Source organism: Cupriavidus malaysiensis (genome assembly GCF_001854325.1).
In the GTDB taxonomy this organism is placed as follows: Bacteria; Pseudomonadota; Gammaproteobacteria; order Burkholderiales; family Burkholderiaceae; genus Cupriavidus; species Cupriavidus malaysiensis.
The window spans coordinates 1,630,268-1,656,895 of the sequence record NZ_CP017755.1 but is presented as its reverse complement, the minus strand read 5'-3'; the positions used below and the strand labels follow the sequence as shown (position 1 = coordinate 1,656,895).

The 26,628-nt window shown below is 71.8% G+C and carries 26 protein-coding genes; 18 read left to right on the top strand and 8 right to left on the bottom strand.

Features of this window, described 5'->3' with window-relative positions; translation table 11 throughout:
- Positions 1–31: 31 nt before the first annotated feature.
- The 5 genes from BKK80_RS26880 (at position 32) to BKK80_RS26860 (ending at position 6,372) form a co-directional block, all read left to right on the top strand.
- Positions 32–1,030 carry a Bug family tripartite tricarboxylate transporter substrate binding protein gene (locus tag BKK80_RS26880; protein WP_205683747.1) on the top strand — a complete coding sequence of 333 codons (999 nt, stop codon included), beginning with the start codon at positions 32–34 and terminating at the stop codon, positions 1,028–1,030.
- Positions 1,031–1,223: 193 nt separating this feature from the next.
- Positions 1,224–2,456, top strand: a complete 1,233-nt coding sequence (locus BKK80_RS26875) for a DSD1 family PLP-dependent enzyme (protein ID WP_084545775.1) — start codon at positions 1,224–1,226, stop codon at positions 2,454–2,456.
- 73 nt (positions 2,457–2,529) lie between these two features.
- Positions 2,530–4,053 (top strand): amidase, encoded by a 1,524-nt coding sequence (locus tag BKK80_RS26870; protein WP_071039941.1) that lies wholly within the window; start codon positions 2,530–2,532, stop codon positions 4,051–4,053.
- A 202-nt stretch (positions 4,054–4,255) separates the two neighbouring features.
- Positions 4,256–5,143 carry a LysR family transcriptional regulator gene (locus BKK80_RS26865; RefSeq protein ID WP_071020299.1) on the top strand — a complete coding sequence of 296 codons (888 nt, stop codon included), beginning with the start codon at positions 4,256–4,258 and terminating at the stop codon, positions 5,141–5,143.
- Between the two features lie 110 nt (positions 5,144–5,253).
- Entirely contained in the window at positions 5,254–6,372 is a 1,119-nt protein-coding gene (locus BKK80_RS26860; protein ID WP_071020301.1) for an NAD(P)H-dependent flavin oxidoreductase, read from the top strand.
- A gap of 81 nt (positions 6,373–6,453) precedes the next feature.
- On the opposite strand, the gene BKK80_RS26855 is transcribed toward BKK80_RS26860, so the two are convergent.
- The 3 genes from BKK80_RS26855 to BKK80_RS36730 all read right to left on the bottom strand — a co-directional run bounded on the left by BKK80_RS26855 (position 6,454) and on the right by BKK80_RS36730 (position 9,290).
- Complete coding sequence (locus BKK80_RS26855; protein ID WP_071020303.1) at positions 6,454–7,686, bottom strand: CaiB/BaiF CoA transferase family protein; 1,233 nt, start codon at positions 7,684–7,686, stop codon at positions 6,454–6,456.
- Between the two features lie 79 nt (positions 7,687–7,765).
- Complete coding sequence (locus BKK80_RS26850) at positions 7,766–8,746, bottom strand: tripartite tricarboxylate transporter substrate binding protein (protein WP_084545774.1); 981 nt, start codon at positions 8,744–8,746, stop codon at positions 7,766–7,768.
- Positions 8,747–8,999: 253 nt separating this feature from the next.
- Complete coding sequence (locus BKK80_RS36730) at positions 9,000–9,290, bottom strand: hypothetical protein (protein WP_157903348.1); 291 nt, start codon at positions 9,288–9,290, stop codon at positions 9,000–9,002.
- Between BKK80_RS36730 and dapA the strand changes: the two genes are divergently transcribed.
- The 8 genes from dapA to BKK80_RS26810 all read left to right on the top strand — a co-directional run bounded on the left by dapA (position 9,289) and on the right by BKK80_RS26810 (position 18,261).
- Positions 9,289–10,182 carry a 4-hydroxy-tetrahydrodipicolinate synthase gene (dapA, locus tag BKK80_RS26845; RefSeq protein ID WP_071020312.1) on the top strand — a complete coding sequence of 298 codons (894 nt, stop codon included), beginning with the start codon at positions 9,289–9,291 and terminating at the stop codon, positions 10,180–10,182. The genes BKK80_RS36730 and dapA overlap by 2 nt on opposite strands.
- Positions 10,183–10,217: 35 nt before the next feature.
- The gene (locus tag BKK80_RS26840) at positions 10,218–11,387 is read left to right on the top strand and encodes an iron-containing alcohol dehydrogenase (RefSeq protein ID WP_071072007.1); all 1,170 of its coding nucleotides are present in this window, start codon (positions 10,218–10,220) and stop codon (positions 11,385–11,387) included.
- Positions 11,384–12,739 (top strand): four-carbon acid sugar kinase family protein, encoded by a 1,356-nt coding sequence (locus BKK80_RS26835; RefSeq protein ID WP_071072005.1) that lies wholly within the window; start codon positions 11,384–11,386, stop codon positions 12,737–12,739. The genes BKK80_RS26840 and BKK80_RS26835 overlap by 4 nt, the downstream gene beginning before the upstream one ends.
- The gene (pdxA, locus tag BKK80_RS26830) at positions 12,736–13,767 is read left to right on the top strand and encodes a 4-hydroxythreonine-4-phosphate dehydrogenase PdxA (protein ID WP_071072003.1); all 1,032 of its coding nucleotides are present in this window, start codon (positions 12,736–12,738) and stop codon (positions 13,765–13,767) included. The genes BKK80_RS26835 and pdxA overlap by 4 nt, the downstream gene beginning before the upstream one ends.
- Positions 13,768–13,910: 143 nt before the next feature.
- On the top strand, positions 13,911–15,335 hold the full coding sequence (locus BKK80_RS26825) for a sodium:solute symporter family protein (protein ID WP_071072001.1): 1,425 nt from the start codon (positions 13,911–13,913) through the stop codon (positions 15,333–15,335).
- Positions 15,336–15,360: 25 nt separating this feature from the next.
- On the top strand, positions 15,361–16,554 hold the full coding sequence (locus tag BKK80_RS26820; RefSeq protein WP_071020334.1) for a sialidase family protein: 1,194 nt from the start codon (positions 15,361–15,363) through the stop codon (positions 16,552–16,554).
- Between the two features lie 136 nt (positions 16,555–16,690).
- Positions 16,691–17,482, top strand: a complete 792-nt coding sequence (locus BKK80_RS26815; RefSeq protein WP_071071999.1) for a DeoR/GlpR family DNA-binding transcription regulator — start codon at positions 16,691–16,693, stop codon at positions 17,480–17,482.
- A gap of 74 nt (positions 17,483–17,556) precedes the next feature.
- Complete coding sequence (locus BKK80_RS26810; RefSeq protein WP_071022605.1) at positions 17,557–18,261, top strand: SDR family NAD(P)-dependent oxidoreductase; 705 nt, start codon at positions 17,557–17,559, stop codon at positions 18,259–18,261.
- A gap of 33 nt (positions 18,262–18,294) precedes the next feature.
- Here BKK80_RS26810 and BKK80_RS26805 read toward each other — a convergent pair whose 3' ends face one another.
- Positions 18,295–19,848 (bottom strand): tetratricopeptide repeat protein, encoded by a 1,554-nt coding sequence (locus BKK80_RS26805; protein ID WP_071039932.1) that lies wholly within the window; start codon positions 19,846–19,848, stop codon positions 18,295–18,297.
- Between the two features lie 284 nt (positions 19,849–20,132).
- Here BKK80_RS26805 and BKK80_RS26800 point away from each other — a divergent pair, with 284 nt between their 5' ends.
- Positions 20,133–21,203, top strand: coding sequence for an MBL fold metallo-hydrolase (locus tag BKK80_RS26800; RefSeq protein ID WP_071039931.1), 1,071 nt, complete (start codon positions 20,133–20,135; stop codon positions 21,201–21,203).
- Positions 21,204–21,221: 18 nt separating this feature from the next.
- On the opposite strand, the gene BKK80_RS36725 is transcribed toward BKK80_RS26800, so the two are convergent.
- Both BKK80_RS36725 and BKK80_RS26795 read right to left on the bottom strand, forming a co-directional pair.
- Entirely contained in the window at positions 21,222–21,437 is a 216-nt protein-coding gene (locus tag BKK80_RS36725) for a hypothetical protein (RefSeq protein ID WP_157903347.1), read from the bottom strand.
- 37 nt (positions 21,438–21,474) lie between these two features.
- Entirely contained in the window at positions 21,475–21,867 is a 393-nt protein-coding gene (locus BKK80_RS26795) for a DUF4156 domain-containing protein (RefSeq protein ID WP_083384536.1), read from the bottom strand.
- Positions 21,868–21,962: 95 nt separating this feature from the next.
- Here BKK80_RS26795 and BKK80_RS26790 point away from each other — a divergent pair, with 95 nt between their 5' ends.
- Entirely contained in the window at positions 21,963–22,541 is a 579-nt protein-coding gene (locus BKK80_RS26790; RefSeq protein WP_071071997.1) for a DUF2975 domain-containing protein, read from the top strand.
- A 6-nt stretch (positions 22,542–22,547) separates the two neighbouring features.
- A complete protein-coding gene (locus BKK80_RS26785; protein ID WP_071071995.1) occupies positions 22,548–22,799 on the top strand; it encodes a helix-turn-helix domain-containing protein in 252 nt (83 codons plus the stop codon).
- A gap of 42 nt (positions 22,800–22,841) precedes the next feature.
- On the opposite strand, the gene BKK80_RS26780 is transcribed toward BKK80_RS26785, so the two are convergent.
- The gene (locus tag BKK80_RS26780; protein WP_236903977.1) at positions 22,842–23,708 is read right to left on the bottom strand and encodes a DUF1653 domain-containing protein; all 867 of its coding nucleotides are present in this window, start codon (positions 23,706–23,708) and stop codon (positions 22,842–22,844) included.
- 323 nt (positions 23,709–24,031) lie between these two features.
- Here BKK80_RS26780 and BKK80_RS26775 point away from each other — a divergent pair, with 323 nt between their 5' ends.
- The gene (locus tag BKK80_RS26775) at positions 24,032–24,259 is read left to right on the top strand and encodes a hypothetical protein (RefSeq protein ID WP_071071993.1); all 228 of its coding nucleotides are present in this window, start codon (positions 24,032–24,034) and stop codon (positions 24,257–24,259) included.
- Between the two features lie 17 nt (positions 24,260–24,276).
- On the opposite strand, the gene BKK80_RS26770 is transcribed toward BKK80_RS26775, so the two are convergent.
- Positions 24,277–24,747 (bottom strand): GNAT family N-acetyltransferase, encoded by a 471-nt coding sequence (locus tag BKK80_RS26770; RefSeq protein ID WP_071020362.1) that lies wholly within the window; start codon positions 24,745–24,747, stop codon positions 24,277–24,279.
- Between the two features lie 215 nt (positions 24,748–24,962).
- Here BKK80_RS26770 and BKK80_RS26765 point away from each other — a divergent pair, with 215 nt between their 5' ends.
- Positions 24,963–26,609, top strand: a complete 1,647-nt coding sequence (locus BKK80_RS26765; RefSeq protein ID WP_071039926.1) for a Na+/H+ antiporter — start codon at positions 24,963–24,965, stop codon at positions 26,607–26,609.
- Positions 26,610–26,628: the final 19 nt, after the last annotated feature.

Genomic DNA, 26,628 nt, shown 5'->3' with positions numbered 1-26,628 from the left:
CGGCACGCCACTGCCACGCAGGAGAGCACTGATGAAAGCGAAGTCGAAGTCGAAGTCGAATCCGGGTTGGATGCCGGCCTGCCTCGCGGCCGCCACGCTGGTCCTGCCCGCCGGCGCGGCACTGGCCGACACCTATCCGAGCCACCCGCTGCAGATGGTGATTCCGTTCCCGCCGGGTGGCGCCACCGACGTGATCGGCCGCCTGCTCGCCAAGAAGCTGGGCGACCGCCTGGGCCAGACCGTGGTGGTCGACAACCGCCCGGGCGCGGGCACCATCGTCGGCGCCGGCTTCGTTGCCAAGGCCGCCCCTGACGGCTACACGCTGCTGGTCAGCTCGGGCACCACTTTCACCGTCAATCCGGCGATCCATCCGCGCCTGCCCTATGACCCGCTCAAGAGCTTCGAGCCGATCGGCCTGACCGGGCGCACCGGCCTGATCCTGCTGGCCAACCGCGACGTCCCCGTCCACGATCTCAAGCAACTGGTGGCGGCGGTCAAGGCGCAGCCGGGCAAGTACTCCTACGGCTCCTTCGGCACCGGCACCACGGCGCAGTTCGCCGGCGAGATGCTGCTGCACGACCTCGGCATCAAGATGCTGCACGTGCCCTACCGCGGCAGCTCGCCGGCCATGACCGACCTGATCGGCGGGCAGATCCCCTTCACCGTCGACACCGTCTCGGCCGCCATCCCGCAGGTGCGCTCTGGCAAGGTCAAGGCCATCGCCGTGACCACCGCCAAGCGCTCCAGCCTGCTGCCCCAGGTGCCGACGGTGGCCGAAAGCGGCTTCCCCGCCATCGACATGGACACCTGGCTGGCGGTGGTGGCACCGCGCGGCCTGCCTGCCGACGTCAAGGCCCGGCTGAGCAAGGCCCTGGCCGAAACCATGGCCGATCCCGAGACGCGCGAGAAGCTGGTGGGAGTCGGCTTCGAGCCCAGCTATGCCGACGGCGCCGCCGTGACCGCGCTGATCACCGGCGAGCTGCCGCGCATGCGCGCCATCGCCGAACGCGCGCAGATCCATGCCGACTGAGCGGCGCCGCCTGGCCGACGCCGACTGACCAAGGTCCGCAGAACCACGCCGACCGAACATCACCATGGCCCGCCGCCGGCACGCCGGCACCGTCCAAGGCGCCGCCGCCGCCCGGTTTGACACCGGCGGCGGCACCGCCGCATGATGGCCGGTGCCGCCGCCCATGGCGCGCCCCGCCGCGCAAGACTGCCCCATGACCACGCTTCCGACCGCCCCGAATCCCTCCGGCACCGCCTCAACGCTGCCCGCGCTGCCCACGCTGCCCGCGCTGCCGCCACCGGCCCTGCCCGGCCAGCCGCTCCGCGCCGTCGACACCCCCGCCCTGGTGCTCGACCTCGATGCCTTCGCGCGCAACCTCGAACGCATGCAGTCGGCCTGCGACCGCGCCGGCGTGCAACTGCGCCCGCATGCCAAGGCGCACAAGTGCCCCGACATCGCGCTTGCCCAGGTGGCGCGGGGCGCGGTCGGGATCTGCTGCCAGAAGGTCAGCGAGGCGCTCCCTTTCGTCGCCGCCGGCATCCGTGACCTCCACGTCAGCAACCAGGTCGTGGGCGGGTCCAAGCTGGCGCTGCTGGCCGCCCTGGCTCGGCATGCCCACCTCAGCGTCTGCGTCGACGACGCGCGCCAGGTCGAGGCGCTGGCCGAGGCCTGTGCCACTGCCGGCAGCCGCCTCAGCGTGCTGGTCGAGATCGACATCGGCCAGGGCCGCTGCGGCGTTGCCGACGGCACCGCCGCGCTGCGCCTGGTGGAGGCCATCGACCGCCATCCGCAGCTGGTGTTCCGCGGCCTGCAGGCCTACCACGGCGGCATCCAGCACCTGCGCGGCCACGGCGAGCGGCGCGAGGCCGCGGCGCGCGCGGCCCAGCGCACCGCCGCCGCCCTGCGCATCCTGCAGGGCGCGGGCGTGCGCAGCGAAGTGGTCACCGGCGGCGGCACCGGCAGCGTCGAATTCGACCTCGCCAGCGGCGTCTACACCGAACTGCAGCCGGGTTCCTACGTCTTCATGGATGCCGACTACGGGCGCAACCAGGGCGCCGCCGCGGCCGACGGGCTGCGCTTCGAGCACAGCCTCTTCCTCGCCGCCACGGTGATGAGCGTGGCCGCCGCCAGCCGCGCCGAGCCAAGGGTGATCGTCGATGCCGGCCTCAAGTCCGTGGCGACCGACTCCGGCCTGCCGCTGCCCTGGCGCGACGGGGCCCGCGACGGCCGCCTCGACTATCTCGCCGCCAACGACGAGCACGGCATCGTGGCCCCTGCCGCCGGCGCCGGCGCCGGCGCCGACGCGCTGCCTGCCCTGGGCGAGCAGATGCTGCTGGTACCGGGCCATTGCGATCCGACCCTCAACCTGTACGAGACCCTGGTAACGGTGCGCGGCGGCACCGTCGCCGGCCTGTGGCCGGTGGCCGCGCGCGGACACAGCCGCTAGGACGCCCCCCCCGGCCGGCGCCTCGCGCCGCGCCGCACCGTTTGCCCGACCTGACACTCCGGAGCCCAATTCCATGTCTTCCGACCCAAGCCTGCCCGCGCTGTCCGCGATCGAACTGCGCCGCCTGATCGGCAGCAAGCAGATCTCGCCGGTCGAGCTGCTGGAGGCCTGCATCGCCCGCATCGAGGCCGTCAATCCGCTCGTCAACGCCATCACCGCCACCTGCTACGAACGTGCCCGCGAGGAAGCGCGCGCGGCGGAGCGCGCGGTGCTGGATGGCGCGCCCCTCGGCCTGCTGCACGGCCTGCCGCTGGGGGTCAAGGACCTCGAGGCCACCGCCGGCCTGCTGACCACCTATGGCTCGGCGCTCTACCGCGATCACGTGCCCGCCGCGGACAACGTGCTGGTGGCGCGCCTGCGCGCCGCCGGCGCCATCGTCACCGGCAAGACCAACATCCCGGAAATGGGCGCCGGCGCCAATTCGCGCAATGTGGTGTGGGGCGCCACCGGCAATCCCTTCAATCCCAACCTGAATGCCGGCGGCTCCTCCGGCGGCTCGGCCGCCGCGCTGGCCTGCGACATGCTGCCGGTCTGCACCGGCTCCGACACCGGCGGCTCGCTGCGCATTCCCGCCGCCAAGTGCGGCGTGGTCGGCTTCCGCCCCTCGCCCGGGGTCGTGCCCAGCTCGCGCAAGCTGCTCGGCTGGACCCCGATCTCGGTGGTCGGACCGATGGGCCGCACCGTCGCCGACGCCTGCCTGCAGCTGGCCGCCAGCGCCGGCCCCTCGGCCAGCGACCCGCTCACCTATGCTCTCGACCCGCTCGAATTCCTGGTGCCGCAGCCGGTCGACCTCGGCTCGCTGCGCGTGGCCTACACCGAGGACTTCGGCGCCTGCGCCGTCGATGACGACATCCGCCGCACCTTCCGCGCCAAGATCGACGCCATGCGGCACCTGTTCCGCCGCTGCGACGAGATCGCGCTAGACCTGGGCGAGGTACACCGCTGCTTCGACGTGCTGCGCGCCGAAAGCTTCGTCGCCGGCATGCAGGCCGCCTACGAGCGCGACCCCGCCAGCCTCGGCCCCAACACGCGCGCCAACTATGAGATGGGCGCCCGCATGAGCCTGCTCGACAGCGCCTGGGCGCAGGCCGAGCAGACCCGCATCCTGCAGCGCTTCCAGGCCGCCTTCGCCGACTACGACGTGATCCTGTCCCCGACCACGCCGGTCTCGCCCTTCCCCTGGACCCAGCTCTACGCCGAGACCATCAACGGCGAGCCGCAGGAGAACTACTACCGCTGGCTGGCCCCGACCTACGTGGTCACCCTGACCACCCATCCCGCCATCAGCCTGCCCTGCGGGCTGGACCACGCCGGCATGCCCTTCGGCCTGCAGGTGGTGGGCCGCTTCCGCGCCGACCGCCAGGTGCTCGGTGTCGCCCACGCGATGGAACAGGCCTTCGCCGCCAGCACGGCGCTGCGCCGCCCGCTGCCCCGCCCCGAACTGCTCGAGCCGGCCGAGCCGGCGCTGACCTCGATCGTCACCGCGCCGCCGGTGTTCGGCGCCGCCGCCGGCCAGGCGGGCACGTCGGCGGTCTGAGGCGCCGCGTTCTCTGCCTGACGGCAACCGGACTCCCCTCTCCCGCCCGCGGGAGAAGGGCTGGGGGAGAGGGCGGGCATCCGCCAGAACGACGACATCCCCTGCGCGCCTGCTGCTTTCTCCACCTTGACATTAAGTTCTCCTATTACGATACTTCAATAATATTCATTCTCATAACGAGAACGAAAAGAGAAGCACCATCGTGGACCTGGCAGAACTCGAGATCTTCCGCGCCGTGGCGCGTGAACAGAGCATCACCCGTGCCGCCAAGCGGCTGGAGCGCGTGCAGTCAAACGTGACCACGCGCGTCAAGCAGCTCGAAGAGAGCCTGGGCGTGGCGCTGTTCCAGCGCGACAGCAAGCGCATGATCCTGACTGCCGAGGGCCACCGCCTGCTGGGCTATGCCGAGCAGATGCTGACGCTGGCCGAGGAAGCGCGCCAGTCGATGCGCGCCGATGCACCCAGCGGCACGCTGCGGGTCGGATCGATGGAAAGCGCTGCGGCAACCCTGCTGCCCCGCCCGCTCGGCCGCTACCACCACGCCTGGCCCGACGTGGCGCTGGAGATCGCCACCGGCACCTCGCGCTTCCTCGCCGACGCCGTGCTGGCCCACCGCCTCGACTGCGCCGTGGTGGCGCACCCGGGGACGGCGGTGCCGTCCGCCATCGATGTCGGCGAACTGGGCGAAGGCCTGGCCGGCACCTACCTGTGCACCGAAGACCTGGTGCTGGTGCTGCCGGCCGACCACCCGGAGGTACGCCGGCCGGAGGACGTGGCACTGCGCCACCTGGCCGCCTTCGCGCGCGGCTGCACCTATCGGCTGTGCGCGGAAGCGTGGCTGGCCGAAGGCGGTGAAGACCTGCGGCAGCGGCTGGCGGTGCGCGAGATGCCGTCCTATCACGCCATCCTCGCCAGCGTCGCGGCCGGAGCCGCCGTCGCCGTGGTGCCGCGCTCGCTGCTGGACCTGCAGCGCCACACCGCGGCCCTCCAGTGCGTGCCGGTACGCCCCGTCCATACCTTCCTGGTCAGGCGCGAGGGATTTTCCACTTCCGCCTACGAGGCCTTCCAGCGGGAGCTGCTGCGCACCTGACCGACCGCTGACCGCCACCGTCCGGCTGCCCGCGCAGGACAGGCCATCCGGCCTGAGCGCGCGGAGCGGCCGCCATCCTGCCCATCACTCGTCAACCTGGAATCCGCGCCATGCACCCTGCCCACCCCACCGACGACCGCCGCGACCTGCTCACCCGGCTCGGCATCACGACTCCGATCATCCAGGCGCCGATGGCCGGCGTCAGCACGCCCGCGCTGGCGGCGGCGGTCTCCGAGGCGGGCGGACTCGGCTCGCTGGGCCTCGGCGCCATGGATGCCGACGCCGCGCGCAAGGCCATCCGCGAGACCCGCGCCCTGACCGCCCGGCCGTTCCAGGTCAACCTGTTCTGCCACGCGGCGGCGCAGGCAAACCCGGCACGGGAGCAGGCCTGGCTCGATTACCTGGCCCCCCATTTCGCCGAGCACGGCGCCGTGCCGCCGGCCGGCCTGCGCGAGATCTACCGCAGCTTCCTCGCCGACGACGCCATGCTGGCCATGCTGCTGGAGGAGAAGCCGGCCGTGGTCAGCTTCCACTTCGGCCTGCCGCCGCAGCCGACCATCGACGCCCTGCACGCGGCCGGCATCGTGCTGCTCGCCAGCGCGACCTCGCTGGACGAGGCACGGCAGATCGAGGCCGCCGGCATCGACGCGGTGGTGGCCCAGGGCATCGAGGCCGGCGGGCATCGCGGGATCTTCCAGCCGGCAGGCGAGGACGAGGGGCTGGGCACATTGGCGCTGACGCGGCTGCTGGTGCGCAAGACCGCCCTGCCGGTGATCGCCGCCGGCGGCATCATGGATGGCGCGGGCATCGCCGCGGTGCTGGCACTGGGGGCGCAGGCGGCCCAGCTCGGCACGGCCTTCGTCGCCTGCCCCGAATCGGCCGCCGACGCCGCCTATCGCACCGCGCTGACGGTGCCGCGCCCGCGCCACACCACGCTGACGCGCGCGATCTCGGGGCGCGCGGCGCGCGGCTTCGCCAACCGGCTGACAGCCCTCGGCGCGGCCGCCGAAGCGCCGGCGGTCCCCGACTATCCGATCGCCTACGACGCCGGCAAGGCCCTGCACGCGGCGGCCAAGGCCCAGGGCAGCGCCGAATACGCGGCCCAGTGGGCCGGCCAGGCGGCGCCGCTGGCGCGCGCCCTGCCGGCCGGCGCGCTGGTGGTCCAATTGCACACCGAACTGCACGACACCATCGCCAGCCTCGGCGACCTTGCCGCGCGCGTCGGTTGATGTCGCGCGCCGGCCGGCCCTGCGCCTGGCCGGCGGCCTGGACGCGCCGCCGCCCGGGCGGGGGGCGAACGACGTAGCGGACTAGCGCAGGGTTCCTTCCTCGCGCAGCCTGGCCACGCCGGCGCCGTCGATGCCCAGCCACTCGGCCAGCACCGCGTCGGTATCTTCGCCCAGCAGCGGCGGCGCCTTACGGTATTCCACCGGGGTGGCCGACAGGCGCAGCGGGCTGGCCACCGTGGGCGCCGTGCCGGCCAGCGGGTGCGCCAGCGTGCGCGCCAGGCCGCGATGCACCACGTGCGGGTCGGCGAACACCTGGGCGATATCGTTGATGGGACCGCTGGGCACGCCGGCCTCGGCCAGCGCGGCCAGCCACGTATCGCGCGGACGCGTGCGCATGACCGCTTCCAGCTCCGGGATCAGCGCGTCGCGGTTGACGATGCGCTGGCTGTTGGTGGCGAAGCGCGCATCGGTGCCGAGCTCGGCGCGCCCGATCGCCTCGCAATAGGCGCGGTACTGGCTGTCGTTGCCGACCGCCACGATCAGGTGCCCGTCGCTGGCGGCGAAGACCTGGTAGGGCACCACGTTCTGGTGGGCGTTGCCGGCACGGCGCGGCGCCTGGCCGGAAGTCAGGTAGTTGAGCGGCTGGTTGGCCAGCATGGCGACCTCGCAATCGAGCAGGGCGATGTCGAGCTGCTGCCCCTCGCCGCTGCGCTGGCGCTCCAGCACGGCGGCCAGGATGGCGACCGTGGCATACATGCCGGTCATCACGTCGACCACGGCCACGCCGGCCTTCTGCGGTCCGCCGCCGGGCAGGTCGTCGCGCTCGCCGGTGATGCTCATCAGCCCGCCCATGCCCTGGATCATGAAGTCATAGCCCGGCCGCGCCGCATAGGGCCCGTCCTGGCCGAAACCCGTGATCGAGCAGTAGATCAGGCGCGGGTTGAGCGCGCGCAGGCTCTCGTAGTCCAGGCCGTACTTGGCCAGGCCGCCGACCTTGTAGTTCTCCACCAGGATGTCGCAGGACGCCGCCATCTCGCGCACCAGGGCACGGCCCGACTCCGTAGTGAAATCGAGCGCTACCGAGCGCTTGTTGCGGTTCATGCTGAGGTAGTAGGCGGCCTCGCTGGTGTCCTCCCCCTGCCCGTCGCGCAGGTAGGGCGGGCCCCAGCCGCGCGTGTCGTCGCCGCGCCCGGGATGTTCGATCTTGATCACGTCGGCGCCGAGGTCGGCGAGGTTCTGGGTGCACCAGGGGCCCGCGAGGACGCGGGTCAGGTCGAGGACACGAAGGCCGTGGAGCGCGGGAAGGCGTGGCATGGCGGCGGAAAGTAGTGTTGGAAACGGACGGAGGAGGCGCAGAGCCTCCTCCAGGCGGCGGCCCTGCCGCGCCTCGGCGTCAGTCGAGGGTGACGTTGGCCTGCTTGACGATGGCGGCCCACTTGCGGTTTTCCGCGTCGAGGAAGGCGGCGTAGTCGGCGGGGCTGCCGGACACCAGGTCGACGCCCTGCTCGGCGAAGCGCTGGCGCAGGTCCGGCGCGTGGGCAATGGCCACCAGCTCCTTGTTCAGGCGCTGCACGATGGCGGCCGGGGTCTTGCCCTGCACGTGGATGCCGAACCAGGCCGTGATGTTGTAGCCCGGCACGCCGGCCTCGGCCATGGTGGGCACGTCGGGCAGCAGCGGCGAGCGCTTCGGGCCGGTCACTGCCAGCGCGCGCAGCTTGCCGGCGCGGATCTGCGGCAGCGCCGTGTTCAGGCTGTCGAACATGAAAGCCGTATGGCCGGCCAGCAGGTCGGCCATGGCGGGCGCGCTGCCCTTGTAGGGGATGTGCGTGAACTCGGTGTGGGTCGACGCGGCGAAGGTGGCCGCGGACAGGTGCGAGGACGAGCCGTTGCCGAAGGAGCCGTAGGTCAGCTTGCCCGGCGCCTGCTTGCCCGCGGCCACCAGGTCGGCGACCGACTTGTAGGGACTGCCGGCGCCGTTGACCACCAGCACGTTATGGCCTTCGGCCACCAGCATCACCGGCGCCAGGTCGGCCTTCGGGTCGTAGGGCAGCTTGCGGTACAGGTGGTTGTTGACCGCGCCCTGCCCGATCGCCGCCAGCAGCAGCGTATAGCCGTCGGGCGCGGACTTGGCGACGAGGTCGGTGGCGATGATGCCGCTGGCGCCCGGCTTGTTCTCCACCACCACCGGCTGCCCCAGCGCCACGGAAAGGCGCTGGGCGATGCTGCGACCGATCACATCGGTCACGCCGCCGGGCGTGAACGGCACCACCAGCTTGATGGGACGGTCCGGATAAGCGGCGTGGACGGCGCCTGCCAGGAAGGTGGTGGTGGCCAGCGCGGCCAGGGCGAGCTTGCGCAGGATGCGTGTCGACACGATCAGAATCCTCCAGTTGGTGTTCTATGCCTTTCCATGCGGCAATCGCCTTCTTTGTGCGATTACCGTGCATCCGTCGGATGCATGGCGAGGCCAGTATTTTCCACAGAAAACAGAGGTTCTTGTATGCCCGTCTTGCGCGGATAGTTCGATTATCGGCCATTGATCGGAGCGACAGGGAAGGCCGCCTCAGGCACCGCTCCGGCACGATGGAAGTGTCTGGGCAGACATGCAGCGGACCGGGTGCGCGCAGTCACCAGGCCACTTTGACGCGCATTTCCCGCACATTGCGGCAGCTTGATCGATCGCCCCTCCCTATTTTGATCGTTTCAATCAAACTCGGGTTAACGATGATCGATTCAACCAGATCATCCACTACAATGACGGAACCGATCGGAACGTGCCGCGCATCGCGACCGAACCGATCAAACCAACGGATCGTGCGGACCTTGCCATCGATGGCAGAGGCCACCCTCGACCGCCCCGCACAACAAGCCGCCCGGCCTTCCATCGGGCGGCGCGCATGGCAAGGAGAGCCAAGCATGACCATCTCGTTCCGAGGGATCATCCCCGCCCTGATCACGCCGATGACCCCCGACGAAGCGGTCGACGAAGCCGGCCTGCGCACCCTGGTCGACCGCCTGGTCGACGCCGGTGTCCATGCCCTCTTCGTGCTCGGCACCAACGGCGAATTCATCGCACTGTCCGAAGAAGAGAAGCTGCGCATCGCCCGCATCACCGTGGCGCAGGCGCGCGGCCGCGTGCCGGTGATTGCCGGCACCGGCGCCTATGCCACGCGCGACGTCATCGCCCTCAACAGCAAGATGCTGGACACCGGCGTCGACGCGGTGTCGGTGATCACCCCTTACTTCAACGGCGCCACCCAGGCGGAACTGGTCGAACACTACCGTGCCATCGCCGCCGCCACCTCCCTGCCGGTCATGCTCTACACCATCCCGGCCAAGGCCGGCGTAACGCTGACCATCGACTCCGTGCGCCGCCTCGCCGAGGTACCGAATATCCGCGGCATCAAGGACAGCGGTGGCGACTTCGACCGCCTGCTGCAACTGATCAACCTGCGCCGCGACGACTTCGCCGTCTTCACCGGCACCGACTCGATGATCCTGTGGACGCTGATCGCCGGCGGCGACGGCGCCGTGGCGGCCACCACCAATGCCGTGCCGGGCGTCGTGATGTCGATCTGGAACCGCTTCCAGGCCGGCGACATCGCCGCCGCGCGCGCGGCCCAGGAATCGCTGCGCGCGCTGCGCGACGCCTTCGCCCTCGGCACCATGCCGGTGGTGCTGAAGACCGCCGCCGAGATGCTCGGCATGCCCGCCGGCCCCGCCCGCGCCCCGGCCCGACCGCTCGACGCCAAGACCCGCGAGCGCCTGGCCGAGGCCCTGTCCGTCTACCGCACCGCCGCCGCGCGCTGAGCCCGCGGCGCCCGACCCAGCCACCGGATCCGGCCATGACCACCACCTACCATTTCCAGACCGTCAAGCACCTCGTGCACGGCACCGGCAGCCTCGACCTGCTGCCCGAAAAGCTGGCCCTGCTCGACCGCCCGGTCGCGCGCCTGGCCCTGATCACCCAGCCGGTGATGGAAGAGAACGGCACCATCGCGCGCGTGGTCGCGGCGCTGGCGGCACGCGACGTCGAGGTGCGCGTCGTGCGCGGCGTCGAGCCGGAGCCGACCATCGAGAACATCGAGACCGTGTTCCGCGAGCAGATCGCGCCGTTCGCGCCGCAGGCCGTGCTGTCCATCGGCGGCGGCAGCGTGCTGGACGCGGCCAAGCTGTTCGCCGTGCGCCTGACCAACGACGCCCCGCTGCGCGACTGGCTGGGCATCGACCGCATCGCCCACCCGGGCGTGCCGATGATCCTGGTGCCGACCACCGCGGGCACCGGCTCCGAGGTCACCCCCAACGCCATCGTCACGCTGCCGGACGAGGCCCTCAAGGTCGGCATCGTCAGCCGCCACCTGCTGCCGCAGCTGGTGATCCTGGACGCCGCGCTGACCTTCGACCTGCCGCAGCCGATCACGGCGGCGACCGGCGTCGATGCCTTCGTGCATGCGCTGGAGTCCTATATTTCCACCAAGGCCAATCCGGTCAGCGATATGTTCGCGCTGGAATCGATGCGGCTGATCGGCGCCAACATCGTCACCGCCTACCGCGACGGCCACGATGCGCCGGCGCGCGAGGCCATGATGCTCGGCTCGATGTACGGCGGGCTGGCCCTGACCGCCGCCGGCACCGCCGCCGTGCACGCACTGGCCTACCCGCTGGGCGGCATGTTCCATATCACGCACGGGGTCGCCAATGCCATGCTGCTGCCGCATGTGATGGCCTTCAACGCGAGCGCGATTGCCGGCCGCCTGGCCACCGTGGCGCGCACGCTGGGCATCGCCGACGCCGCCACCGGCGAGCAGGCCGCCACCCAGGCGCTGATCGCCCGCCTGGCGGAATGGACCGAAGTGCTGCGCATTCCGCAGGACCTGCGCCGCTACGGCGTGTCCGAGGCGGACGTGCCGGCACTGGCCGTGGCCGCCTCCAAGGTCACGCGCCTGATGGCCAACAATCCCAAGCCGATGTCGCTCGCCGATATCGAGGCGGTCTACCAGCGCCTGCTGCCGTGAACGCTCCCGCCATCCGCGCCCGCCTGCTGATCGTCGCCGACGACCTGTCCGGCGCCGCCGACTGCGCCGTCGCCGGCACCCGCCTGGGCCTGCGCAGCGCCGTGCTGCTGCACGCGGGCGCCGCCTGCCCGGCCGGGCAGGACGTGCTGGCGGTGGATGCCGATTCGCGCCGCGCGGCGCCGGCCGAGGCCGCCCGGCGCCAGCTCGATGCCTGGCAGGCACTGGCCGGTGCCGGCACGCGCCTGTACAAGAAAGTCGACTCGACGCTGCGCGGCAACGCCGCCGCCGAGATCGCCGCCCTGGTGCCGCTGGCCGGGCTGGCCATCGTCGCCCCGGCCTATCCGGCCACCGGCCGCACCACCCGCGATGGCCGCCAGTGGCTGCACGGCGTGGCGGTCGAGCAGACCGAGGTGTGGCGCAATGAAGGCATCCCGGGACGCGCCGACCTTGGCGCGATGCTGCGCGCACAGGGGCTGCGCACGGCGCTGCTGCCGCTGGAGGCGATCCGCGCCGGCCGGCCGGCGCTCGCCGCCCGCTTCGCCGCGCTGCAGGCCGAAGGAATCCAGGCCGTGGTCTGCGACGCGCTGGGCGAGGATGACCTCGCGCACATCGCCACCGCATCGGCCGCGCTGCAGCGTGCCTTCTGGGCCGGCTCCGGCGGCCTCGCGCCCGCGCTGATGCAGGCGCTCGGCCTGGACCGCCGCGCCGGCGAAGGCGCTGACGGAGGCGCTGAAGATACCGACGGCCACGATGCCTTCGACCACGATGGCGCGGGAGCCGCCGCCGGCACCGATGCCGGGATCGTCCCCGGCCCCGTGCTGACCGTGGTCGGCAGCATGTCCAGCATTTCCCATACCCAGGCCGCCCGCCTGCGCGACGCCGCCGGCGACGCGCTGCTGGCGTTCGAGGTGCCGGTCGACGGCCCCGACGAAGCCGTCGCGCCGCTGGGCCAGGCCGTCGCCGCCGCGCTGCGCGCGCGCCGCGACGTGCTCGTCACGCTCAGCCAGGCCACCCGCGCCGACCCGGCCGACGGCCTGCGCCACTGCCGGCGCCTGGCCACGCTGCTGGCGCCCGGCCTGCCGCTGGCCGGCGCCCTGGTGGCCACCGGCGGCGAAACGGCGCGCGCGCTGCTGGCCGCGGCCGGCATCGAGGCGCTGCGGATCGCCGAAGAGGTCGAACCCGGCATGCCGCTGCTGCACGCTGCCCGTGCCGGCGCGCCGCTGGCGGTGGTAACCAAGGCGGGCGGCTTCGGCACGCCCGGCTCCCTGCATGCCGCGTGGAGGCGCCTGTCCGCCGCCACGCCCGTGGACGCGCCGCGCGCGCCCATCCGAACCAAGGAAACCCTGCAATGACTGCAACGAGCTACCGGCCGGTCATCGGCATCACCATGGGCGACGCCGCCGGCGTCGGCCCCGAGATCATCATGAAGGCGCTGTCGCATCGCGCGGTCTACGAGCAATGCCGCCCGATCGTGGTCGGCGACGCCGTGCGCCTGCGCGACGCCGGCCGCCGCGCCGGCACGGCGCTGGAAGTGCGCACCGTCGCGCAGCCGGCCGATGCCGTGTTCCGCCCCGGCATCGTCGATTGCATCGACCTCGGCCTGATTCCCGCCGACCTGCCCTACGGCCAGCTGTCGGCCGTGGCCGGCGACGCCGCCTACCGCTACATCGCGCGCACCGTCGAGCTGACCTCGGCCGGCGAATTCGATGCCATCTGCACCGCGCCGCTCAACAAGGAAGCGCTGCATGCCGGCGGCCACATCTTCCCCGGCCACACGGAGATGCTGGCGCACCTGACCGGCATCGACGAGGTGTCGATGATGCTGGTGGCGCCGAACCTGCGCGTGATCCACGTGACCACCCATATCGGCCTGCTCGATGCCATCCGCCGCATCGAGCCGGGCCTGGTCCAGCGCACCATCGAGCGCGCCCACACCACGCTGGTGCGCGCCGGCATCGCACAGCCCCGCATCGGCGTGTGCGGCATCAACCCGCATGCCGGCGAGAACGGCCTGTTCGGCTACGGCGAAGAGGAAGAGAAGATCATCCCGGCGGTGCAGGCGCTGCAGGCGCGCGGCTGGCAGGTGGAAGGCCCGCTGCCCGCCGACACCCTGTTCTTCCGCGCCGGCCGCGGCGACTTCGACGTGGTGGTGGCGATGTACCACGACCAGGGCCACGGCCCGGTCAAGGTGATGGGGCTCGAAGCCGGCGTCAACATCACCGTCGGCCTGCCCGTGATCCGCACCTCGGTCGACCACGGCACCGCCTTCGACATCGCCGGCAAGGGCATCGCGGACGAACGCAGCATGCTGGAGGCGCTGCGCCAGGCCTGCGAGCTGGCCACGCGGCGCGAGCAGGCCCGGCCGGCGCAGGCTGCCTGATCCCTCTCACGCACGCACTTTCTCACCCTCGCGCCGGGGCCGCCGCGGCCCCGCGCAACGCAGAACAGACACCGCAGCACCCAGAGCCGGCACCGACAAGCCGGCCCCGCGGGAATCCTCCCGCGCCTGACCAGGAGACAGAGATGACGTCCTTCTCGCATGGGGACACCGTCCTCATCATCGCCATGGTGGCGGTCTACATCGTGGTGACCAGCGTGGCCAGCGTGCGCCTGCGCAGCCGCGATTCCGAGCAGTTCATGGTGGCGGGCCGCTCGATGCCGGCCGTGGTGGTGGCGGTGCTGCTGATGTCGGAGTACATCGGCGCCAAGTCCACCGTCGGCACCTCCCAGGAAGCCTTCAACGTGGGCATCGCCGCGTCCTGGTCGGTGATCTCGGCGGCCATCGGCTTCCTGCTGTTCGGCCTCTTCATGGCCAAGCGGCTCTATGCCTCGGGCGAGTTCACCATCTCCGGCTTCATCGCCCGCAAGTACGGCAACGGCGCCAAGCTGGTGGTCTCCGCCATCATGATCTACGCCCTGCTGCTGGTGAACGTCGGCAACTATGTCAGCGGCGCGGCGGCCATCTCCACGGTGATGCACGTCGACCTGACCACCGCGGCGCTGATCACCGCCGCCATCAGCACCATCTACTTTGCCTGGGGCGGCCTCAAGAGCGTGGCCTACCTGACCATCTTCCACAGCGCCGTCAAGCTGCTCGGCATCGGCATCCTGGTGGCCGTGGCCTGGCGCCTCACCGGCGGCCTGGCGCCGATGGTGCAGACCATGCCCGAGCATTACTTCACCTGGCACGGCGCGCTCAGCGGCGGCACCATCGGCGCCTGGATCATCGGCTCGGCGGGCGCCATCTTCTCCACCCAGTTCATCATCCAGGCCATTTCCGCCACCAAGAGCCCGGCGGCGGCGCGCCAGGCCTCGCTGATGGCCGCCGTGCTGTGCGTGCCGATCTCGATCGCGCTGGGCTTCATCGGCGTCGCCGCCAAGTACCTCTACCCCGAGATCAAGAGCCTGTACGCGCTGCCGGTCTTCCTGCAGCACATGCACCCGCTGCTGGCCGGCGTGGTCACCACCTCGCTGGTGGCCTCGATCTTCGTCAGCGTCTGCACCGTGGCCCTGGCCATCGCCTCGCTGATCGTCAAGGACTTCTACGTGCCGCGCTACCGCCCCACGCCTGAGCAGGAGCTGCGCGCGACGCGCTGGATCTCGCTGGCGGTCGGCTTCGTGCCGCTGGTGTTCGTGCTGTTCGTACCGCAGATCCTGGCGCTGTCCTTCTTCACCCGCGCGCTGCGCCTGTCGGTCTCGATCGTGGCCCTGATCGGCATCTACCTGCCCTTCTTCGGCAGCAGCCGCGGCGCCGTCGCCGGCCTGGTGCTGGCGGCCGTGGCCACCACCGCCTGGTACCTGCTGGGCAACCCCTTCGGCATCGACAATATGTACGTCGCGCTGGTGACGCCGGCGCTGGTCCTGGTGGTCGAGAAGCTGTTCGCGCCGGCCCGCGCCGCCCAGGGCGCGCCCGCCGCCGGCGCCCGCCCGAACGGCTCCGCGCAATGACCCAACCCCTCACCCGACACACGCCATGAACGCCATCGTCCAGCCCGCCGCCGCCCTCGCGCTCACCGCCAGCGACGGCGAAGTGCACCTCGCCAGCACCGACGCCGGCCGCCGCGAGGCCTTCCTGCCGACGCCCTGCGTGCAGAACCATGCCGCCAACCTGCTCGCCCTGCCCGGCGGCGACCTGCTGTGCGCCTGGTTCGGCGGCACCCAGGAAGGCATTCCCGACGTCTCGATCTACCTGTCCCGGCTGCCGGCCGGCGGCCGGCGCTGGACGCCGCCGCTGAAGCTGTCGGAGGATCCGGCGCGCTCCGAACAGAACCCGGTGCTGTTCGCCGCGCCGGACGGCCGCCTCTGGCTGCTCTACACCGCCCAGCTCTCCGGCCACCAGAACACCGCCATCGTGCGCCGGCGCATCTCCGACGACGGCGGCCGCAGCTGGGGCCCGATCGAGACCCTGTTCGACCGCCCCGGCACCTTCGTGCGCCAGCCCATCGCCGTGCTGCCCGACGGCGCCTGGGCCTGCCCGGTGTTCCTGTGCCGCACCCAGCCGGGCGAGCGCTGGGTCGGCAACGACGACGTCAGCGCCGTGATGGTGTCCGAAGACCAGGGCCTGACGTGGCACGAGCACGTGGTGCCCGACAGCGTCGGCTGCGTCCACATGAACGTGCAGCCGCTCGCCGATGGCAGCCTGCTGGCGCTGTACCGCAGCCGCTGGGCCGATGCCATCTACGCCAGCCGCTCGCGCGACGGGCGCCACTGGAGCGCGCCTGAGCCGACCGGGCTGCCCAACAACAACTCCTCGATCCAGTTCGTGGCGCTGCGCAACGGCCATCTGGCGCTGGTGTTCAACGAGAGCGATGCCTCCCACAGCAGCGAGCGGCGCGCTTCCCTCTACGACGACATCGAGGATTCGGAGGACAGCGGCGAGTTGCGCGAGCAGCAGGCATCGGCACGCGGCACCGCCTTCTGGGGCGCGCCGCGCGCGCCGCTGTCGCTGGCCATTTCCGAGGACGGCGGGCGCACCTGGCGCCGCCGGCGCAACCTGGAAATCGGCGACGGCTACTGCATGACCAACAACTCGGCCGACCAGCGCAACCGCGAGTACTCCTACCCCTCCATCGTGGAAGGCCCCGACGGCACGCTGCATATCGCCTTCACCTACTTCCGCCAGCGCATCAAGTACGTGGCGGTGGCCGAGTCCTGGGTGCGCGGCTGAGCGCGCCGAGCGCGGCGGCAGGCGGGCGGGCGGGCGGCCACGCGGCGGACGCCGCGCCGGCGGGATTTGCTACATTGGACCCCTGCCGCGGCCCGCCCCCCCGGGCCGCGCCGTCACGGGTACAGGAACGCCACCAATGAAAGTCACCAAGCGCCGCGAGGCCATGCTGAACGCCGTCCTCAACGGCATGAACGATGTCGCCACGCTGTGCGAGCACTTCGGCATGTCGGAAGCCACGGTACGCCGCGACCTGCGCGCGCTGGCCTCGGACCGCCGCATCCTGCGCACCTACGGCGGCGCGGCCGCGGTCGGCTCGCACGAGCCGGAGGCGCCGCTGGAGGAGCGCCGCGTCAGCGGCAAGGCGCAGAAGGCGGCCATCGCCCGCGCCGCGTTCGCCCATATCGCCGACGGCGACACGGTCTTCCTCGACGGCGGCACCACCACGGCCGCGCTGGCCCCCCACCTGCCCGGAAAACAGGTGAGCGTGGTCACCAACAACCTGCTGGTGGTGGCCGCGCTGGCCGCCGCGGGGATGCCGGTGACGCTGATCGGCGGCGAGGTGCGCGCCTCCAGCATGAGCACGCTGGGCGCGCTGGCCCAGCTCTCGCTGAGCCGCATCAGCGTCGACAAGGCCTTCCTCGGCGCCGACGGCGTGGTGGCCCGCAACGGCCTGTGCGAAGCCTCGGCCGAGCAGGCCTACCTGAAGGAATGCGTGATCCGCCAGTCGGCGCACGTATTCGTGCTGGTCACCGCCGACAAGGTCGGCCACGCCAGCCAGCAACACTGGACCCCGATCGAACGGCCCTGGACCCTGATCACCGACCAGGACGTCACGCCGCAGCAACTGGCGCCGTTCGAGGCGCGCGGCGATGTGCGCGTGGAAACGGTGGGGCAGTCCGGCCCCGGGACGCCAAGCGCCGCCGGATAGGCAGCGGGCCCTGCCCTTTTCCCTTCATCTTGGTCTGACGTAGCAAGTACCGCTCCATCATGCACCGCTCCATCATGCCTGCCACGCCAAGCCGCCCCGCTCGGGCGCGCCATGCCATCGTGACCGGGGCCTCGTCCGGGATCGGGCACGCCATCGCCATGCGCCTGCTGCAGGAGGGCTGGCGCGTCACCGGCCTGTGCCGCACGCCGCCGTCCGAGGCCATCGAGGGCCTCACCTGCGAGGCGGTCGACGTCGGCGACCTCGCCCGCCTGGCACAGGTCTGCGAGCGCCTCGGTGCCGTCGATGCCGTGGTGCATGCGGCCGGCTTCATGCGCACGGCAGCGCTGGGCGAGCTGTCGATGGAAGACGGCGCGGCAATGTGGCGGGTCCACGTCGAAGCGGCTGCCTGCCTGGCCGACCGGCTGGCGCCGCGCATGCACGCCGGCGGCCGCATCCTGCTGATCGGCAGCCGCACCGCCAACGGCGCGCCCACGCGCAGCCAGTACGCCGCCACCAAGGCCGCCCTGGTGGGCATGGCCCGCTCCTGGGCCGCCGAACTGGCGCCGCGCGGCATCACCGTCAACGTGATCGCCCCGGGCGCCACCGATACGCCCTTCCTGCGCGATCCGGGCCGCGCCGGCACGCCGCCGCGCCTGCCGCCGATCGGGCGCTTCGTCGCACCGGAAGAGGTGGCCGCGCTGGCGTCCTTCCTGCTGGGCGAGTTCGGCGGCGCCGTCACCGGCCAGCAGATCGTGATGTGCGGCGGCGCCTCGCTCTGAGCGCCGGCACGCCAGGCGGCACCGCGGCCTGCCTCAGGACTCCGCCAGGCGCTCCCGCAACGCCGCCTGCACCTGCGCCATCACCGGCGCCCAGTCGCCGCGGCGCGGCTGGCGGAACAGCCGCGTGCCCGGATACCACGGGCTGTCTCCGCGCGCGAGCTGCCAGCGCCAGTCAGGCGTGAACGGCAGCAGGATCCACGCCGGCTTGCCGAGCGCGCCGGCCAGGTGGGCGACCGCGGTGTCGACGCAGATGACCAGGTCGAGCTCCGCGACCAGCGCCGCGGTATCGCGGAAGGCATGCAGGCCCGGCGCGGCATCGCGCAGCGCCGGCAGCTCCTGCCAGGCGGCCAGGTCACCGGGCCTGGGGTCTTTCTGCAGCGCGATGAAGTCGGCCGGCGCGGCCAGCAGCGGCGCCCAGTCCTGCAAGCGCATCGAGCGGTTGCGGTCGTTCAGGTTGGTGGCGCTGCCGGCCCAGGCGATGCCGACGCGCGGCCGCGCGCGCGGCCCCAGCCAGGACGTCCACTCGGCGCGCCGCGCCGGATCCGCCTGCAGGTAGGGCACGCGGTCCGGAATCTGCGGCGCGGCCTTCCACAAGGCCAGCGGCAGGCTCATCAGGGGACAGTGGTAGTCGTACGGCGGCAGCGGCTCGCTGCGGCCGATCACTGCGGCCACCCCCGCATAGCCCTCCAGCAGCGTGCACAGCGCGTCCTGGACGCGCAGCACCAGGGTGGCGCCGCTGCCGGCGAGCCGCTCGACGTAGCGCACGAACTGCAGCGTATCGCCGAAGCCCTGCTCGCTGTGCAGCAGCAGCGTCTTGCCGGCCAGCGGCTTGTCGCCCAGCCAGGGTTCGCCGGACAGTCCGTGGTGCGGCTGCGCGCCGCTGCGCCAGCGCCACTCGTACTCGCGCCAGCCATGCTCGAACTGGCCCAGCAGCAGGTTGGTGCTGGCGCGGTTGGCACGCGCGCCGGCATTGTTCGGGTCGAGCTGCAGCGCCTTCTTGAACAGGCGCAGCGCCTCGTCGAACCGGTGCAGCTCCGCCAGCGCCACACCGAGGTTGGCATGCGCATCGGCACTGTCGGGCTTGCGCTCGATGGCGCGCCGGTAGGCCTCGGCCTCCTCCTCGTAGCGCTCAAGCAGGCCGAGCGCGCGTCCCATGTTGTAGTGGACCTCCCAGGAACCCGGCTGCCACGCCGCCACCTGGCGCAGGCGCTCCAGCGCGCCGGCGTGGTCGCCCAGGGCCGACAGCGACATGGCCGCCGCGTGCAGGGCGCCTGCCTGGCGCGGCCCCTGCGCGCCCGCCTGGTCCAGCAGCGCCACCGCGCGCGCGTGGTTGCCGGCGGCCTGGTGCGCCATGCCGGCCGCGCCCAGCCGTTCCGCGTCGGGCGGCAGCACTGCCAGGGCGCGCTCGAAATAGGCGGCCGCCTCGGCCGGCTGCCCCTGACGCAGCGCGATGTAGGCCAGTCCCTCGAGGGCATCGCCGTGGCCGGGATCGGACTGCAGCACGGCCTCCAGCTGCTGCGCGGCGGCATCGAGCCGGCCGCTGTCGAAAAAGCGCTGCGCCGCGTCGAGCCGCGCGGCAAGGTTCATCTGGACTGTCATCGGCGAGAGAAGAGACGGAAGCTGCCCGGGCAGCGCCAGCACGGCGGCCGGCGGGGCAGAGCCGGGATTATAAGAGCGGCCGGGGCAGGGCCGCCGCCCCCGGCCGGTGTGCCGCGGCGGCCGCGTGCCGCCCGCCTCGCGCGCGGACCCGCGACGCGATGCGCCGGGCCCTCCCTGCACGCGGACGCTCCGGTCCCGGCCGTTCTGCAGTAAGCTGCAGCATCCCCAACCGATCCGGCGGGCGTGCGCAGCACCCGCCGGGCCATGACACCGTGACAGAAAAACAAGACCGTCCGCAGGACACCCCCGAGACAGCCCTGACCTATCCCTTCGCCGCCCCGCCCGCGCCCGGCGGCGTGCTCGAAGTCGCCCCCGGCGTGCACTGGATCCGCATGCCGCTGCCGTATTCGCTCGACCACATCAACCTGTGGTCGATCGCCGACGGCGATGGCTGTGCCGTGGTCGACACCGGCGTGCGCACCGACGAGACCGTGGCCATCTGGCGCAGCCTCGGCAACAGCGTCCCCGGACTCGACAAGGTCACGCGCGTGTTCGTCACCCACATGCACCCCGACCACGTCGGCATGGCCGGCTGGCTCACACGCAAGTTCGACTGCAGGCTGTGGATGAGCCGCCTCGAATACCTCAACTGCCGCGTGACGACCTCCGACACCGGCCGCGAGGCACCGCCCGACGGCGTGGCCTTCTACCGCGCCGCCGGCTGGAGCGAGACCGCCCTGGAGGCCTACCGCGCCCGCTTCGGCCGCTTCGGCCAGCACATCCACGCCCTGCCCGACAGCTTCCGCCGCCTGCAGGACGGCGATGAGATCACGATCGGCGACCACGCCTGGCGCGTCGTCATCGGCATGGGCCACTCGCCCGAGCATGCCTGCCTCTACAGCCCGGCGCTCAAGCTCTTCATTTCCGGCGACCAGGTGCTGCCGCGCATCTCGTCCAACGTCTCGGTCTACCCGATGGAGCCAGACGCCGACCCGATCGCCGACTGGTACGCCTCGCTGGACAAGATCCAGCGCCAGGTGCCGGACGACGTGCTGGTGCTGCCGTCGCACAACGAGTGCTTCCGCGGCCTGCACGCCCGCCTCGACAAGCTGCGCCGCGGGCAGGACAAGAGCCTGCAGCGGCTGCGCGAGGTCCTGGGCGAGCCGCGCCGCGCGGTCGACGTGTTCGGCGCGCTGTTCTCGCGGCCCATCGCCGAATCCGACCGCGCCCTGCTGGGCCTGGCGACCGGCGAGAGCATCGCCTGCCTGAACCACCTGGTGCATCGCGGCGAGGCGAGCCGGACCGTGCGCGACGACGGCGTGATCCTCTACCAGCGCACCTGAGCCGGCCGGCTGTTGCCCTCACCGCTGTCCCGGCGCGGCTGTCGCGCGGGGCGCGACCGGCACGGTGGCGGCTGCCGGCAAGGCCCGCGGCAGAACCGGCCCTTGCGGACCGGTCGGGCCGTACGCCGCGCGAACCTGCACAGGCGCCACGGCTGCCGGCCTGGCTTCCTGCGCATCGGCCCCGCAAGCGGCCAGCCGCGGCACGCCGAGCATCACGGCGAGCAGAGCTTTCATGGCGCACGCTCCGCGCGTGACGTCTCAGCGTGACGACTCATAGCGGCGGGCAGTGGTACACATTGCCGGTCAGGGTCACGTTAGTCTGCGCCAGGTTGTCGCGCGAACCGGTCTGCCCGGCGCGCTGGGTGAGCAGGGTGACGACATTGCCGCCGAGCGCCGCAGCCTTGTTCTTCAGGTCATTGCGCGCGCCCGTTTCCAGGTCCGCATTGGAAGTGATCGCGCCGCGCAGGAAATCGCCCTGGCTGCCGGTGACATCGCCGAGAAAGCGGCACGATGGACCAGGTTCGACCTGCGTGACGCGCACCCGTGCGGCATCCGGGTTCGACGGCGTGATCGGCGCGCAGGCGGACAGCAGGCAGAGGCAGGCGGCGGGCGGGGCGAGGCGGCGGACGGTAGCGAGCGATGGCATGGCAAAAGAGAGTGGCATCAGGATTCCGATCTGAAAAATTATCGTAAAACAGAAATCTTTTTCTGTTGTACAATACTTTCCATTCCGATGCAAACCCCTCCGAAGAGGCCCGCATGAACCGCTTCCCCCTCCTCACCGCATCCACCGATGGCGCGGCCCTGTCGCGCGTGCAGGCCATCAGCCGCTGGCTGCGCTGGCTCGCACCGGCAGCCTCCGCGTTGACGCTCGCATTCCTGCCGGCTTTCTGGCTCGGCCTGTCCGCCGCCGCGCTCAGTCCCGCCGTGCGCGGTTTCCTCGGGGATCTCGGCCCGCAGTACGCCCTGCGGCTCGACCTGCCGTTCCGCGTGGCCGGCCTGGCCGTGTCGGCACTGGCCGCCACCGCGCTGCTGACGGCGCTGTGGCAGGCCGGCCGCTTGTCCACCGCTTTCGCGCGCGGCGAGATCTTCACGCTGGCCGGCGCCATGCGCCTGCGCCGTATCGCGCTGGCGGTCGCCGCCTTCGGCGCCGCGCTGCCGCTGACGCGCACCCTGCTCGCCCTGCTGCTGGTCGACAACGGGCAACAACCCTTCTGGCTCGTCCTGGTCTACCTGGGAGACGGCCTGCTCTGGCTGTTGAGCGGCCTGCTGCTGGCCATCGCCTGGGCGCAGGTCGAGGCCACGCGCATCGCGCGCGAGAACGCGGCCTTTATCTGAATCGACATGGCCATTCTTGTCACACTGGATGTGCTGCTCGCGCAGCGGAAGATGAAGTCGCGTGAACTCGCGCAACGCATCGGCATCACCGAGCCGAACCTGTCCCTGCTCAAGTCGGGCAAGGTCAAGGGCGTGCGCTTCGACACGCTGGAAAAGATCTGCGAGGTCCTGGACTGCCAGCCTGGCGACCTGCTCGCCTACACACCCGACCCGCCCGCCGGCGACGCACAGGACGCACAGGACGCGCAGGACGAGTAGCTGCCCCTTGTGCCTAAGCAGCGCCGGCGACGCCGGCGACGCTCAAGCGCGCCGCGCGGCCGCCGCCATGGCGGCGATGTTCGCGCGCGCCGCCGCCTCGCAGTCAGCGAAGGCCGGAGTCAGGAACAAGCGTTCGCGCTGCGCCAGCGCCTGCAGGAAGGCAATGCGCCGGCGCAGGAAGTCCTGGTACAGCGCCTCGTCCCGCAGCCCGGTCTGCGCCGCCAGCAAGGCCCGGTTCTCAGCAAAGACGGCCTCGGTATGGGCGGCAAAGGCATCCGCCGGCGCGGCCAGCCGCAGCAGGTCGAGGTCCAGCACCGTTTCCGCCTCGTCCACCGACGGCACATGGGCACGGGTATCCAGCACGATGCGCGCGGCCAGCGCCAGCATGTCCGCGGCCACGCCCGTGGCCACGCTCGGCAGCAGCGCGGCCGATGCCGCCTCGTTGTGCTCGCAGCCCGGCACGTAGACCGCGTCGTGGAACAGGACCGCCAGCGCCTGGGCGGGCGTGAGCCGGATACCGCGCGCCCGGGCCGCCTCGAACATCTCCAGCACATGGCGGCGGTCATGGTAGTGACGGTAAGGCGCGTCATAGCAGGCCAGCGCCTGCAGCACGGTCGCGCGCGGCAGGAAGTCGAGGCAGTCCAGCGCGGGCGGCCAATCCGGGGCGAAACGCGGCGCGCCCCCGCCCGCGGTTTCCACGGCCTCGTAGAACACATCGAGCGGACGGACCCACAGTTGCGAGCGGTCGCGCATCGCCTCGTAGACGACCACCTGCGACAGGTCGGCCTCGATGCGCCCGAGACCGACGATGCGGTAGGCACCGCCCTTGTAGTGGCGATAGGGCATGCCGGGCTGCAGGTCGGGCGGGACGGTGCCCGCGGTGGCGGCATCGAGAGGATCTGGCGTCATGTCAGGAAGCAGGCGGTGGCCGTCGATTGCCGCACTTGGCACGGGATGTGGATGGCGGCGGGCGGCGGAGCAGGAGGTGGCGATTTTCTCACAACGCCCGCCCCGGCCGGCACTTGCACGCGCCTTCTGCCTTCCGGCCCTGCGCGCTTTATGCGAAAAGCAAATAAGCATCGTCGAACTTATTCGTTCGAACTGTCTCCGGCCGCCCGTACAGTGCGAGTCCAGGTTCCGCCGCGCCAGCCGGCCGGCGACCCGGCGCAGGGATGCCAGCCGCTTCCCCGCCGCCCGTCCCGGCGCCCCGCTCCGGGACAGCAAGGAATCCCATGCCGAACCGCCTCGCCTCCAAACCCCTCGCTCCGCCCCAGTCCGTTGCCCGCGCGCCGGATTGCCGAGGCCGTCCGGCGACGTGGCGTGCCGGCGCCGGTGCGGCTGCCGGACTCGCCGGCGTGGCCCTTTGCCTGGGCGGCGGCCCCCACTGGATGGACCTCGCCGGCCTGTTCCTCGCCAGCCTCGGCCTCCACCTCTGGGTCATTTCGCGCCAGCGGCTCTGAGCCGCGCCGCCGCCATGCTAGCCGGCGGCCTTGCGCATGAACACACTCAGCGGATCCGGCAGGTAGTCGCCGAACGGTCCGCATTCCCGATAGCCCAGGCGCGCATACAGCGCGATCGCCTCCGGCTGGCGCACGCCGGTCTCCAGTACGAACTCGCCGCAGCCGCGCGCCAGCGCCTGCGCCTCGAGGAAGGCGAGCAGGCGCGCCGCGATCCCCTGCCCGCGCCAGCCCGGCCGCACATACATGCGCTTGAGCTCGCCGGCACCGCCGCACAGCACGATCGCGCCGCAACCGACCGCCTCCCCCTGCGCGCCGCGCGCCACTGCGAACAGCACCTCGGGCCGGCACAGCGACTCGATATCGATGCCGTGGTGGCTCTCGGGCGGATAGAGCGGCTTCTGGTAAGCATCCAGTTCATCGATCAGGCCGGCAACGCAGGGCTGCGCGGCCGTCTCCAGGGCGATCGTGACATTCGGTAGGCAGGTCATGGCGAGTGGCTGGCGCGGCTTGCGCCGAGGCTGGAAATTGTGACGGCATCCTATCATCCGCTCCGGCGCCACTTACATACACTCTTGAATGTATATATAATCCGCAACCTGCCGGAAGCGTCGGGCCCACCGCCCTGTCTCCGCTTCCTTCCGCCGTACCGCGGCGCCCGCCGCGCAGCGTCCCCCTTGTGGACGAGCCTAGACAAGGACCCGCATTGAACGCCATCGAAGTCATCCTGGCCATGCTGGCGGCCGTCGTCGCCAGCGGCTACCTGGCACGCCTGTCGCCCCTTTCCCTGCCCCTGCCCCTGCCGCTGGTCCAGATCGCACTCGGCGCGCTGATCGCCGGGGTCTTCCATGCCGGCGTCACGCTGGATCCCGCCACCTTCTTCCTGCTGTTCCTGCCGCCGCTGCTGTTCCTCGACGGCTGGCGCATCCCCAAGAGCGGACTGGCCCGGGACCGTGCCGTGGTGCTGGAACTGGCGCTCGGGCTGGTGCTGTTCACGGTGCTCGGCGCCGGCTTCCTGATCCACTGGATGATCCCGGCCATGCCGCTGGCGGTCGCCTTCGCGCTGGCGGCGATCGTCTCGCCGACCGATCCCGTGGCCGTTTCGGCCATCGCCGCGCGCACACGCATGCCCAAGCGCCTGATGCACATCCTGGAGGGCGAATCCCTGCTCAACGATGCCTCGGGCCTGGTCTGCTTCCGCTTCGCGGTGGCGGCCGCCCTGACCGGCACCTTCTCGCTCGCCGGCGCCGCGCTGACCTTCCTCTGGCTGGCCCTGGCCGGCGTGGCCGTCGGTGCCGGCACCACGCTGGCGATCAGCCTCGGCCAGCGCTGGCTGGCGCCGCGTGTGGGCGAGGAAAGCGGCTCCTCCATCCTGCTCAGCCTGCTCACCCCCTTCGCCGCCTACCTGCTCGCCGAAGCCGCCCACGCCTCGGGCATCCTGGCCGCGGTGGCGGCCGGCATCACCACCAGCTACGTCGAGCTGCGCGGGCGCACCACGGCCGCCACGCGCGTGCAGCGCGCCGCCGTGTGGGATACGGTGCAGTTCACCTTGAACGGCATGATGTTCGTGCTGCTGGGCGAGCAGTTGCCGCGCATCCTCCAGGGCGCGATGGCCTCGGTCGAGCAGAGCGGGCATCTCAGTCCCTGGTGGCTGGCCGTGTACGCGCTGGCGATCAACGCGGGGCTGGCGCTGCTGCGCCTGGCCTGGGTCTGGGTCTCGCTGCGGCTCACGATGTACGCGGCACGGCGGCGCGGCGAGGCCGTGCGCAAGCCGCACTGGCGCCTGGTGGTGGCCACCGCGCTGGCCGGCGTGCGCGGCGCCATCACCCTGGCCGGCGTGCTGACCCTGCCGCTGCTGACGCCGGCCGGCGAGCCGTTCCCGGCGCGCGACCTGGCGGTGTTCCTGGCCACCGCGGTGATCCTGATCTCCCTGCTGACCGCCAGCATCGGCCTGCCGCGCCTGCTCGACGGGCTGGAGCTTCCCGAGGAGCCGGCCGAGCGCCAGGAGGAAGACCTGGGCCGGCGCCAGGCCGCGCAGGCGGCCATCGCCGCCATCGAGCAGGCCCAGTTCCACGCCTTGCGCGAAGCCGCCGACGCGGACGTCTACGCCAATGCCGCCGCCCACGTCATCTCGCTCTACCAGCACCGGCTGGCGCTCGACGGCAGCGTGCCGGGCGACACCGATCCGGAGCAGTTGCGCAAGGCCGACCGGGCCGAGCGCGAGATGCGGCTGGCGGGGCTGCGGGCGGAACGCGAGACTCTCTTCGCGCTGGCCCGCCAGGACCGCATCTCCGACCATACCGCGCGCCGGCTGGTACGGGAGCTGGACCTGATGGAGTCACGCGCGCGCTAGTTTGCCGAGTCTGGATTCA

Bases quoted from the DNA above. Each gene is read 5' to 3' on its own strand.
- BKK80_RS26880 (WP_205683747.1), top strand. From the start codon at position 32: ATGAAAGCGAAGTCGAAGTCGAAGTCGAATCCGGGTTGGATGCCGGCC.
- BKK80_RS26875 (WP_084545775.1), top strand. From the start codon at position 1,224: ATGACCACGCTTCCGACCGCCCCGAATCCCTCCGGCACCGCCTCAACG.
- BKK80_RS26870 (WP_071039941.1), top strand. From the start codon at position 2,530: ATGTCTTCCGACCCAAGCCTGCCCGCGCTGTCCGCGATCGAACTGCGC.
- BKK80_RS26860 (WP_071020301.1), top strand. From the start codon at position 5,254: ATGCACCCTGCCCACCCCACCGACGACCGCCGCGACCTGCTCACCCGG.
- BKK80_RS26855 (WP_071020303.1), bottom strand. From the start codon at position 7,686: ATGCCACGCCTTCCCGCGCTCCACGGCCTTCGTGTCCTCGACCTGACC.
- dapA (WP_071020312.1), top strand. From the start codon at position 9,289: ATGACCATCTCGTTCCGAGGGATCATCCCCGCCCTGATCACGCCGATG.
- BKK80_RS36730 (WP_157903348.1), bottom strand. From the start codon at position 9,290: ATGCTTGGCTCTCCTTGCCATGCGCGCCGCCCGATGGAAGGCCGGGCG.
- BKK80_RS26840 (WP_071072007.1), top strand. From the start codon at position 10,218: ATGACCACCACCTACCATTTCCAGACCGTCAAGCACCTCGTGCACGGC.
- pdxA (WP_071072003.1), top strand. From the start codon at position 12,736: ATGACTGCAACGAGCTACCGGCCGGTCATCGGCATCACCATGGGCGAC.
- BKK80_RS26825 (WP_071072001.1), top strand. From the start codon at position 13,911: ATGACGTCCTTCTCGCATGGGGACACCGTCCTCATCATCGCCATGGTG.
- BKK80_RS26820 (WP_071020334.1), top strand. From the start codon at position 15,361: ATGAACGCCATCGTCCAGCCCGCCGCCGCCCTCGCGCTCACCGCCAGC.
- BKK80_RS26815 (WP_071071999.1), top strand. From the start codon at position 16,691: ATGAAAGTCACCAAGCGCCGCGAGGCCATGCTGAACGCCGTCCTCAAC.
- BKK80_RS26810 (WP_071022605.1), top strand. From the start codon at position 17,557: ATGCCTGCCACGCCAAGCCGCCCCGCTCGGGCGCGCCATGCCATCGTG.
- BKK80_RS26805 (WP_071039932.1), bottom strand. From the start codon at position 19,848: ATGAACCTTGCCGCGCGGCTCGACGCGGCGCAGCGCTTTTTCGACAGC.
- BKK80_RS36725 (WP_157903347.1), bottom strand. From the start codon at position 21,437: ATGAAAGCTCTGCTCGCCGTGATGCTCGGCGTGCCGCGGCTGGCCGCT.
- BKK80_RS26795 (WP_083384536.1), bottom strand. From the start codon at position 21,867: ATGCCACTCTCTTTTGCCATGCCATCGCTCGCTACCGTCCGCCGCCTC.
- BKK80_RS26790 (WP_071071997.1), top strand. From the start codon at position 21,963: ATGAACCGCTTCCCCCTCCTCACCGCATCCACCGATGGCGCGGCCCTG.
- BKK80_RS26785 (WP_071071995.1), top strand. From the start codon at position 22,548: ATGGCCATTCTTGTCACACTGGATGTGCTGCTCGCGCAGCGGAAGATG.
- BKK80_RS26780 (WP_236903977.1), bottom strand. From the start codon at position 23,708: ATGACGCCAGATCCTCTCGATGCCGCCACCGCGGGCACCGTCCCGCCC.
- BKK80_RS26775 (WP_071071993.1), top strand. From the start codon at position 24,032: ATGCCGAACCGCCTCGCCTCCAAACCCCTCGCTCCGCCCCAGTCCGTT.
- BKK80_RS26770 (WP_071020362.1), bottom strand. From the start codon at position 24,747: ATGACCTGCCTACCGAATGTCACGATCGCCCTGGAGACGGCCGCGCAG.